Genomic DNA, 9,986 nt, shown 5'->3' on the forward strand with positions numbered 1-9,986 from the left:
GTCCAGTCCGATATAATGTCTCATGGTCACGTTCCTTTTTATGGCCTTTATGAAGCTGCTTTCACAGACTTCGAGCTTACCATCGGAGCGTGACCAACCGCTATTACGGCCATGTTACTTACGCCTTCGCCCATTCAGCAGACAGTGCTTCGGCTTGTTGCAGAACCAACTGCACGGCCTCGTCCGCTAAATCAGGTGGGTAGCCAAATTTCTTCAATACCTTCTTCACCATCAGGCGTATACGAGCACGGGCAGCATCACTGTGCATCCAATCAACACCCGTTGCATATTGGACCTTATTGAGAAGTTCTTGAGCGATGACACAGAGCTTCTTGTCAGACATGACTTCGCGTGCACTCTCGTTTTCGGCCAATGCCTGATAGAATGCCCATTCCTGATCCGATAGCCCCAGTTCATTACCCTTGGCGTTGGCTTCCTTTATCTCCTTCGCCATTTGGATCAATTCTTCTAGGACCTGCACTGTTGTCAGAGCATTATTGTGATATCGGGCAATGGCATTTTGCAAACGTTCAGAAAATGCTTTTTGTTGAACCACGTTGGTTTTTAGACGGGAACGAATTTCTCCGTTCAGAAGCTTTCGTAAAGCCTCCAAAGCAAGGTTCTTTTGTTCCATCCCGTGGACTTCTTCAAGAAACTCGTCAGACAGGATTGATATATCCGGGCTTTCTAAACCGGCAGCCTGTAAGACATCAACGATTTCAGTTGAGACCACAGATCGGCTGACCACCTGTTGGATGGCAAGGTCAATTTCAGCCTTTGTCTTTTTGGCCTTTGTATCACTTTTGGTAACAACAGCTTTGATCGCTTGAAAGAGACCGATCTCTTCGCGAACTTCCTTAGCTTCATCACTGGCAGACGCCAAAGCGAATGCCTTGGAAAGAGCGAGAACGGCATCGGCATATATACGCCATGCCTTCTTCTTGTCATTCTCGTTCCTGATTTTCTCAGCTTCTTTGCGTTGATATTCAAGCACCCATTCCACACCACCGGCAATTACGGCCAGTCGGTCACGAGCGGAACCGCCAACTCCCTTGGCATAATCAAACCCATGGAAAATATCGCGAACGACTTCCAGATGTTCCAGCATCAAGGCAATGGCTTCATTCTCATCAACACCCGTATTTTCACGATCACCGGGCGAATATACAGATAGAGCTTTTTTCAGGTTCTGGGCCAAACCGATGTAATCAACGATCAAACCACCGGGCTTGTCACTAAACACCCTGTTGACCCTTGCAATGGCCTGCATCAAGCCATGGCCTTTCATGGGCTTGTCAATATACATGGTGTGCATACAGGGGGCATCAAAGCCGGTCAGCCACATATCCCGCACAATGACCAGCTTGAGATCATCTGCCGGGTCTTTTGCTCGTTTTGCCAATAATTCCCGTCGTGCCTTCCCGCCGATATGTTGCTGCCAGTCCAACGGGTCTGTGGCTGATCCGGTCATGACGATTTTGAGAGTGCCCTTTTCATCCTCTTCGCTATGCCAATCCGGTCGGATTTTGGTGATTTCTTTATAGAGGTCCACACAGATACGGCGGCTCATGCAAACGATCATCGCTTTACCATTCATGGCGGCTACACGGTCTTCGAAATGCTCCACCAGATCAGCAGCGACGAGACCTAATCGTTTGGGAGAGCCGACCAAGGCTTCAACGGTGCTCCATTTACCCTTGGCCTTCTCGCCTTCTGTTTCATTTTCCTCGCCAATGATGTCTTCAATCTCGGCATCAATTTTGGGTTTTTCGTCTTCGTCCAATTCAATTCGAGCCAGACGACTTTCGTAATAGATCGGGACAGTCGCCCCATCTTCTACGGCACGCTGAATGTCATACACATCAATATATTCACCGAACACCGCTGGTGTGTTTACATCTGTTGCCTCAATAGGCGTTCCAGTAAAACCGATGAAGGAGGCATTGGGTAAGGCATCCCGCATGTGTTTGGCAAAACCATAACCGATCTCGCCAGTTTCTTCCTTCACCTTGGCCTTGAAGCCATATTGGCTGCGGTGTGCTTCGTCCGCCATGACAATCACATTGGAACGTTCCGTCAGAACCGGAAAGTCTTCGCCTTTTTCAGGAGAGAATTTCTGAATGGTGGTGAAGACAACACCACCGGACGGCACGGCCAGAAGTTCCCGTAACTCTTCACGATTTTTTGCCTGACGAGGTGACTGTCGGATCAAGTCCTTGCAACCCGCAAACGTCTTATAGAGTTGGTCATCCAGATCATTACGATCCGTGATAATAACCAGTGTCGGGTTCCCCATGTCCGCATGGGCAATGATGCGACCGGCATAGAAGGCCATCAGGAGGCTTTTACCGGAACCTTGCGTGTGCCAGATGACCCCAGCCTTGCGGTTGCCATCATCATCACTTGCCGACAAGCTGGTGCGAACGGCTTTTTGCACGGCGTGGAACTGATGATAGCCAGCGATCTTTTTAATCAGCTTGGAGCCATCACTATCAAACACGACAAAGCCTTGTAGGTAGTCCAGCAGTCGCCGTGGTTCAAAAATACCGGAAAGCAGAATGTCCAGTTCCGGCACACCTTTGGGGGCAATGGCCCGACCATCCGTCGTTCGCCATGGCATGAAGCGTTCTTCATCCGCTGTCAGGGAACCCACACGGGCCAAAATGCCATCCGAAGTTACCAAAAACAGGTTGGGGCGAAACAGGGCATGAATTTCTTTCTTGTAGGTTTGAAGCTGATTAAAGGCCCCTTCAATAGTGGCGTTTTCATCTTCCGGGTTCTTAAGCTCGATTACACCAAGCGGAAGCCCATTCACGAAGACAACGATGTCCGGGCGACGGTTATTGCGTCCTTCAATGACGGTAAACTGATTAACAGCTACCCAGTCGTTATTGTCCGTGGCATCAAAATCCAGCAGCCATACTTTTTTGGCTCGCAGTGAACCATCGGGGCCATAATCTTCAATATCGACACCATTTGTCATCATCAGATGAAGACGACGGTTTTCTTCTATCAAAGACGGTGTGGCACTATCAATCACCCGGTTGATGACTTCGGTCAGACCCTCTTCGGAGACATCCGGGTTGATGATCTGTAATTGTTGCCGCAAGCGATCCACCAGCACGACATCACTGTAGGACGTTCGCTCACTATCCCCACCATCCGGCCCAATGTCTGGCCCGTGGAGAACGTCATACCCAAGCTCACCCAACCATTCCAGAGCAACCTGTTCTACATCGTCTTCGGTGATGATTTTCATTATTCACCTGCTTTATGGAAGTCTGATTGTTTAATGCCAGTTTTTTTCAAAAATGAGTTCAGAAGTTTCTGTTCTCTGTTTTTTATGAACTTTCGATGACCGTTGCCGTGCAAACTTTCTAGACCGTCAATTTTAGCACCTGTCAGGTCACCTTTTTGTAGAGCACCTTTTTGAAGTGCATCTTGGAGAAATTCTTTCGGCGGCTTCGCTGATTTATTACGATTTGCCCCTCGTGGTAATAACCACAGGTTACCGATGCTATTGATCACATCACTTTCAACGGCTTTCTCATTTAAGATTTTTCTTGGGTAAATATGGTCTAATTCAAGGCTATTCTCTTTATTGTGAGTAGCTTGAACCGTTCTTCCTTGAATTAGGGTGAATACCAAATGTGGGTTCAACCCTAGTAGGTAGTTAGAAACGTCAGATATCCCCTCCCAATATGCGACCCAGCTAATAACTTTTGAATACGGGAACTCTAGGTCATCGGAAGTGTATTCCAGATTTCCAAGATCATTTTTAACCATTGCAGCGATCCGTGCCTCACCCCAGCGAGACAAAGAACGACTTAGCGAAAGAAGGTAAAATGCTTTCTTGGCTTTGTCCCGATTTTTCGTTGGTAGCTTATGATCGGGACAGTTATAAGCAAAATACACAAAGGGGATTATTGTGTTTAAACCACTGATTTGTTTTGAATGGATGAGTTGTAAATCGGCACACACAAAGTCAAGAACACTTGATATCGCAGTAATACAAGCAGAAAAGTTTTTTGAGATTTTTTCTACATTTTCATATTTTGAGAGAACTTTGAGGTCAAGCTTTGAGCCTAAGTCCGATGTGACGAACATGCACCTAATTAAAAAGTTAAGATCAACTTTAAGATTATGATTTGCATTAAGTTCTTCTAAAACCCCATCGACAGATTGTGCAATCCCGTTTTTTTGCATTTTTAATGTGCTGAAAATTAAATCAGCACGGCTCAATCTCGTTTGTTGCTGGTTGATCCGAACAAAGACTTCTAAAATTTCTGAAATGTTTTTTCGTTTAGGATCAGCCGCATCCATCCCTTTATCGATTTCGATTAAGTGAAAACGGTTCTCGCTGTTTAGCATATCAAGAAATGCGGCAACATTCCGCGATATTATATCCTCAAACTTCTTTAGCTCAGAATTTCTTTGAATAAGCCTTTCAACGTATTCGGCAGGAGTATCTTGATTTTGAAAAAGATTTTTAACCGCAATGGGGTAGAATTTTCTTTTTTCTATTTGCTCACATGACGCTGACAGAAAATCATTATCATCATCTAAAAATTGAAAATCATACTGAGCTTCTGATTTATCGTCATCCCCTTCATAAAGAAGGTTCAAATAAAGAAGTTTTCCATCAATTCGGCCTTTAAAAGCTAGAAATAAAGATTGAAGCCTCTGCTGACCGTCCAGAACTAAGTTTTTAGGGCCTGAATTGGGTAGAACTTTATCTATATCATACGTGCCCTTGTGCGAGCGTCGAAAACTACCTTTTATAAACTGCCTATACTCAATTTCTTCATAGGTTTCCCATGTCGTAATGCTGCCAATCGGATAGCCAGAGCACAGGCTATCTAATAGTTTGCAAATAAAATCATCATTCCACACAAAGCTGCGTTGAATAGCAGGGAGAAAAAAACTGTGATTAATATCGTTAATAATCTCTTTTACTGAATACTCAGGCATATGTCCCCCATATACTGCTGTTCAACGTTATCATTCCTGCCCCTATACTCGGCATATCGATCCAACAACTCGTAGAAGAGTTGGTTTTGTTCGTTTGGGTCAGTGGCGGGTTCTTGATCCGCCATATCACCCAGAAAATCTTTGAAAGATGCCCAGTCGTTTGCGTCTTCGAAAACCGGAATGTCAAAGGAACCTCCGCCTTGCTTTCGTAGATTGTGTGAGAAATCCTCGCCATACATTTCTGAAAGATGCTGCTGATAGGCAAAGGCCAGACTATCTTTTCGATAAAAATAAATTCGTCCGGCACCAACGGCTTCCCAGTCTGGGGCAACCATTGTTTTCTTGCGGTCATCAAAAACAACCGTATGGATTTTTTTGATACAGGTTGATTGATAGAACAGCTTTGTCCAATAGGCGGCATTATGATCTGTCCTGATCTCGCCTCTGGTCCATTCGTCATTGGCTGCCAATCGCTCATTCTCATCGTCGTGCGTCGTGTCGATGGTAAATTCAGGGTATGGCTTATAAAAGCTGATATACTGTTCAGCCTGACCCCAGTTGCCCGTATCCAGAAGATAATCTTTAAAACGTAATTCCGGCACAATTGGCTGCAATTCCCGTTTTGCTTCCACCATATTGGCGACGATATCTTTGGCAATGAATTGGGCTTTTTCTTTCTGCACATCGTTAGAAACCAACAAATGGCGAATGGCATTACGCATTGCGGCCTGTGCACTTTCCTTATGTTCCCAATCAGTCACCATCCGAGAGGCAATAAGAAGGGGCAATTTATCTGCTACGGATTTTATAGTGCTGGCGGGAATATCGTCTGTCGTTAGATATGGCTCGACTTCAAAGATGCCCTTTTCCCCAAAGAGAGACGCCATGGCATCCATAAGTTCTTTATCTTCGGTCCAATTCTCAAAACTATCCTGAAAGGCTGTTAAGGCACCGCCCAGTTTAACAACCGCATTCGGATCATCGCGTGAAGGGACTTCTGGTTCGGCCTCATCATCTCCGACCATGATCCCTCTAGCCGCCGGGACATGATCCATGCGAATTTTCAGAATATTGCTTAACGAACCTTCTTTTAGGGACAATTCATTATTGTCATTTGGCACTTCCGCATTGCAATAATTCGAGGCCCCAATCAGATCAGGAAACAGGCTGGCATGATGAATGTTCATGTTATGGAGGTTCTGGCGGCATTCCGTCAGTTCTTCATTCCTGATGTAGATTTTGCAAATGTAATGAGCCAACGCATTGGCATCATCCACATCAATAATTTCGTTCTCACCGAGAATATTGATGATCTCGTTTTCAATGGCATTCCCATACGGAGATTTGATGAACATGCCTGCTTGGTTGACGAGGCGACCATGATCATCGATTTTTGGCTCAATAATCGGAATATCCGCAAAAGCCGCATTGTTTCGTAAGGCCCGTTTATTCAGTGCAAAAATCACCCGATACGGGTTTTTCATTTCATAAGATTTATCATCTTCATCAAAGGCAAAGAATAGGGCAACGTAGGGCGAATGTGTCCAGTCCAAAAGCGGCGTATGTAAACCATGGTGCTGCCCAAGTGCCCAAAGTTCATCATCATTTTCAGACGATCTAGTCTCGCTGTTATGCAATAAAACACTGTTGTCTTTTAGACGGCCTCGAACAGCCTTTTTAAATCGCTCAAGCTGGTTATTTGCCAATTCTTCCCGAATGATCCCATCCGTGCCACGCCCCAATGTTGGACTAAGGGACCAGTCATAGCGGCGATGCCCCCGAAAGACCCAATTGCCTTTATCAAAGGCAAAGAACTTATGTCCCAATAGATCAGAAAGGAGACGCCAGCTTTCCAATTTAACCACCGGCAAACGACCGCTTGGGGCTGTTTCGGCGTCCACATATGAGGGCACGATCTGAAACCCCAATGGATCATTCATCCCTTGCCATTGCGGCACGGCATCGAAATATTCATCAACGAAATTTGGTGATCTCTTGCCCTTGACGCTCATGCATCCTCAACAGATTTTTCGGCATCACGAAGGCGGATTTCGCCGGACATGAGTTTAGGGAGGAGGGTGTCGCGAAGGTCGGCGAGAGTTTGGTTTTGCTCGTGGTTAGCTTTTATCTTTGCGAACAATGGTGCACAAAAACGATCAAATTCTAACAGAATATTTTCAGGAGCTATGGCTAATGGATAACGCCCAATCGCTTCACCCTGAACACGTTGCCTACCAGATGTGCCGGACATATGGCGTATAGCATAACTTCTGAAAACTGGGTCACGAGCAAGAAGATACCCCAAAGGATTTGGATAGGTTCCTTTTGAACGCAGAACAATAAACTCTGTCGATCCCCACGCAAGCTCATCATCGTTCAAACAATCCACATAAGCGGATTTGCCATTTTCCAAACATGGTGTTATTCGGGCTAATAGCGTATCACCATTTCGAAATTTTGTTCCTGAATTGAATTCTCGATATTGGACCTGATTGATAGAACTTCCTGATGTTGGGAGGGAGGCCATATCGATATAAGCTGATATTGTTCCTTTTTTTAGACTCTCTCTTGGGTTGATGTGAAAAGCATCACTAACGACACCATCTGTCCAATTTTGAGGCAAACCATTTTCATCAAACGTATCAGGAAAAAGGTCAGCCGTTTGAGCAGACATATGGGCGGGGGCTTGTCCGGCGGCTTTAGCAACGACGGGGTCGAAATCGACGAACCATGACTTGAAGGTTGACCGAGCCATCTCCTCCAACGTCTCATTCATCTGGCGGTTCAGTTCGATTTTGTCATATATCTTAGAAAGAAAGCTCCCAATAGCAGCCCATTTTTCTTCATTCACAAGATGCAATGAAATTGACTTAAGTATGCTTTGGTTCAAAAGCGGCTGGCCCGAACCCGCACTGTGCCGATTTAAGTCATATTTGGATAGGATAGAATACCAAAAGAAAACATCTTCTTCTTTTATTGCTCTGCAAATGATTGCGTTATCAGTTACCCAGCATGGTGATTTTGAAAAATGCACACTTCCGCAATAAGAACCAACTCGGCCGATGATCAGTGTATTAGCTTCCGTATTTGACTGATCAGCATACCCGATCAAACCATTGGAGCCATAAACAGGATACGGAAGGTGATTTGCTCTTTCTGGTGAAGATTTACCATTTTTGAACGTTAAATGTTTTCCAAGTTGCACAAGGTTAGTCATTAGTTATATTTCCCAATGACTTGCGGATTTGCATCTCTAGCTCTTTTGATTTGTCAAATTGTGTAGATAAAAGCTCCTTCAATGCCAAAAACTTTTCCTCAAAAGGCACGCCATCATCTTCTTCATCCGCAGCCCCGACATAACGTCCGGGCGTCAGGACGAAGCCGTGAGTTTCTACTTCCTTGAGGGTAACGGCTTTGCAATAGCCCGGCACATCTTCATATGCCCCGTTTCGCTCTATCGCCTCCGCCTCCCCACGCCACGCATGGTAGGTATCGGCAATTTTCTGGACATCTGCGGGGTCGAGTTCACGGCGGGTTCGGTCCACCATGCGGCCCATTTCACGGGCATCAATAAAGAGGATTTCGCCTTTGCGGCCTCTAAACCCGTTCTCGCCTTTGTGACGAGCGAGGAACCATAGGCAGGCGGGAATTTGGGTGGAATAGAACAATTGGCCGGGCAGGGCGACCATACAATCCACAACATCATCTTCCACCATCGCCCGTCGAATATCGCCTTCACCGGATTGTTGGGAGGACATGGAGCCATTGGCTAAAACCACGCCAGCGGTGCCACCGGGTTTCAGGTGGTGAACGATATGTTGCAACCATGCGAAGTTGGCATTCCCCGCAGGTGGAATGCCGTAGGCCCAACGCACATCATCTGAGAGCTTGTCCCCACCCCAATCAGACGAATTAAACGGCGGGTTTGCCATGATGTAGTCAAACTTCATGGATTTGAATTCGTCGTTATGGAAGGAGCCTTCGTTATTCCAGCGGATATCGGCATCAATGCGACGCACGGCCATGTTCATTCGGGCCAGACGGTAGGTGGTGTTGTTTGACTCCTGCCCATAAACGGCCAGATCGCCGATGCGGCCTTGGTGGGCTTTGAGGAACTTATCGGACTGCACAAACATACCGCCGGAGCCACAACAGGGGTCATAGACCCGGCCCTTGGTCGGTTCCAGCATCTCCACCAGCAGACGCACAACGGATTGCGGCGTGTAGAATTCACCACCCCGACGGCCTTCGGCACCGGCGAAACCGTTGAGGAAATATTCATAGACCCGCCCGAAGACGTCACGGCCCTGTGCATCCTCCCCCGTGGTGTGGATTTTGGCGAATTCGTCGATCAGTTCACCCAGCATGGTTTTGTTCATACTGGGGCGGCCATAGTCTTTTTGCAAAACGCCCTTTAACGGCGGGTTGGCATCTTCAATGCCCCGCATGGCCTCATCAATCAGATTGCCGATGGTGGGTTGCTTCGCGTTATCTTGCAGGAATTTCCAGCGGGATTTTTCCGGCACGAAGAAGATGTTTTCCGCCAGATATTCGTCTTTGTCTTCCGGGTCGGAATATTCATCTTCGACAAGCTCGGCATATTTGGCCTCAAACGCTTCGGAAATATATTTCAGGAAGATCAGACCGAGGGCGACGTGCTTATATTCGCCCGGTTCCATATTGCCCCGCATCTTGTCGGCGGCGGCCCATAAATTCTCTTCAAATCCAACATTGGCACTGGTGTTCTTGTTATTCTTTTTTTCAGCCATAACTGAATGCGACCCCTAAATAAGATGCGTAATAAATTTCAAGTATGCAACCATAAGGACGGCAGGTTACACCAACATCTTTTTAAAGGCTATAGCAATCAAAGTCCAAGATGATTCTAACGATTAGGGAACATGGCCGTAATAGCGGTTGGTCACGCTCCGATGGTAAGCTCGAAGTCTGTGAAAGCAGCTTCATAAAGGCCATAAAAAGGAACGTGACCATGAGACATTATATCGGACTGGACG

The 9,986-nt window shown here is 46.3% G+C and carries 5 protein-coding genes; all 5 read right to left on the reverse strand.

The window, feature by feature from the left end; translation table 11 throughout:
- Positions 1-118: 118 nt before the first annotated feature.
- From IEW74_RS16560 to IEW74_RS16580, 5 genes are read right to left on the reverse strand one after another with little or no spacing between them, the layout of a single operon-like run.
- Positions 119-3,259 (reverse strand): type I restriction endonuclease subunit R, encoded by a 3,141-nt coding sequence (locus IEW74_RS16560; protein WP_188667193.1) that lies wholly within the window; start codon positions 3,257-3,259, stop codon positions 119-121.
- Positions 3,259-4,971 carry a DUF262 domain-containing protein gene (locus tag IEW74_RS16565; protein ID WP_188667194.1) on the reverse strand — a complete coding sequence of 571 codons (1,713 nt, stop codon included), beginning with the start codon at positions 4,969-4,971 and terminating at the stop codon, positions 3,259-3,261. The genes IEW74_RS16560 and IEW74_RS16565 overlap by 1 nt, the downstream gene beginning before the upstream one ends.
- A complete protein-coding gene (locus IEW74_RS16570) occupies positions 4,953-6,983 on the reverse strand; it encodes an FRG domain-containing protein (RefSeq protein ID WP_188667195.1) in 2,031 nt (676 codons plus the stop codon). Before IEW74_RS16570 ends, IEW74_RS16565 begins: the two co-directional genes overlap by 19 nt.
- Positions 6,980-8,188 carry a restriction endonuclease subunit S gene (locus IEW74_RS16575; protein ID WP_188667197.1) on the reverse strand — a complete coding sequence of 403 codons (1,209 nt, stop codon included), beginning with the start codon at positions 8,186-8,188 and terminating at the stop codon, positions 6,980-6,982. The genes IEW74_RS16570 and IEW74_RS16575 overlap by 4 nt, the downstream gene beginning before the upstream one ends.
- The gene (locus tag IEW74_RS16580) at positions 8,181-9,740 is read right to left on the reverse strand and encodes a class I SAM-dependent DNA methyltransferase (protein WP_188667199.1); all 1,560 of its coding nucleotides are present in this window, start codon (positions 9,738-9,740) and stop codon (positions 8,181-8,183) included. Before IEW74_RS16580 ends, IEW74_RS16575 begins: the two co-directional genes overlap by 8 nt.
- Positions 9,741-9,986 lie beyond the last annotated feature (246 nt).

Source organism: Terasakiella brassicae, assembly GCF_014641495.1.
In the GTDB taxonomy this organism is placed as follows: domain Bacteria; phylum Pseudomonadota; class Alphaproteobacteria; order Rhodospirillales; family Terasakiellaceae; genus Terasakiella; species Terasakiella brassicae.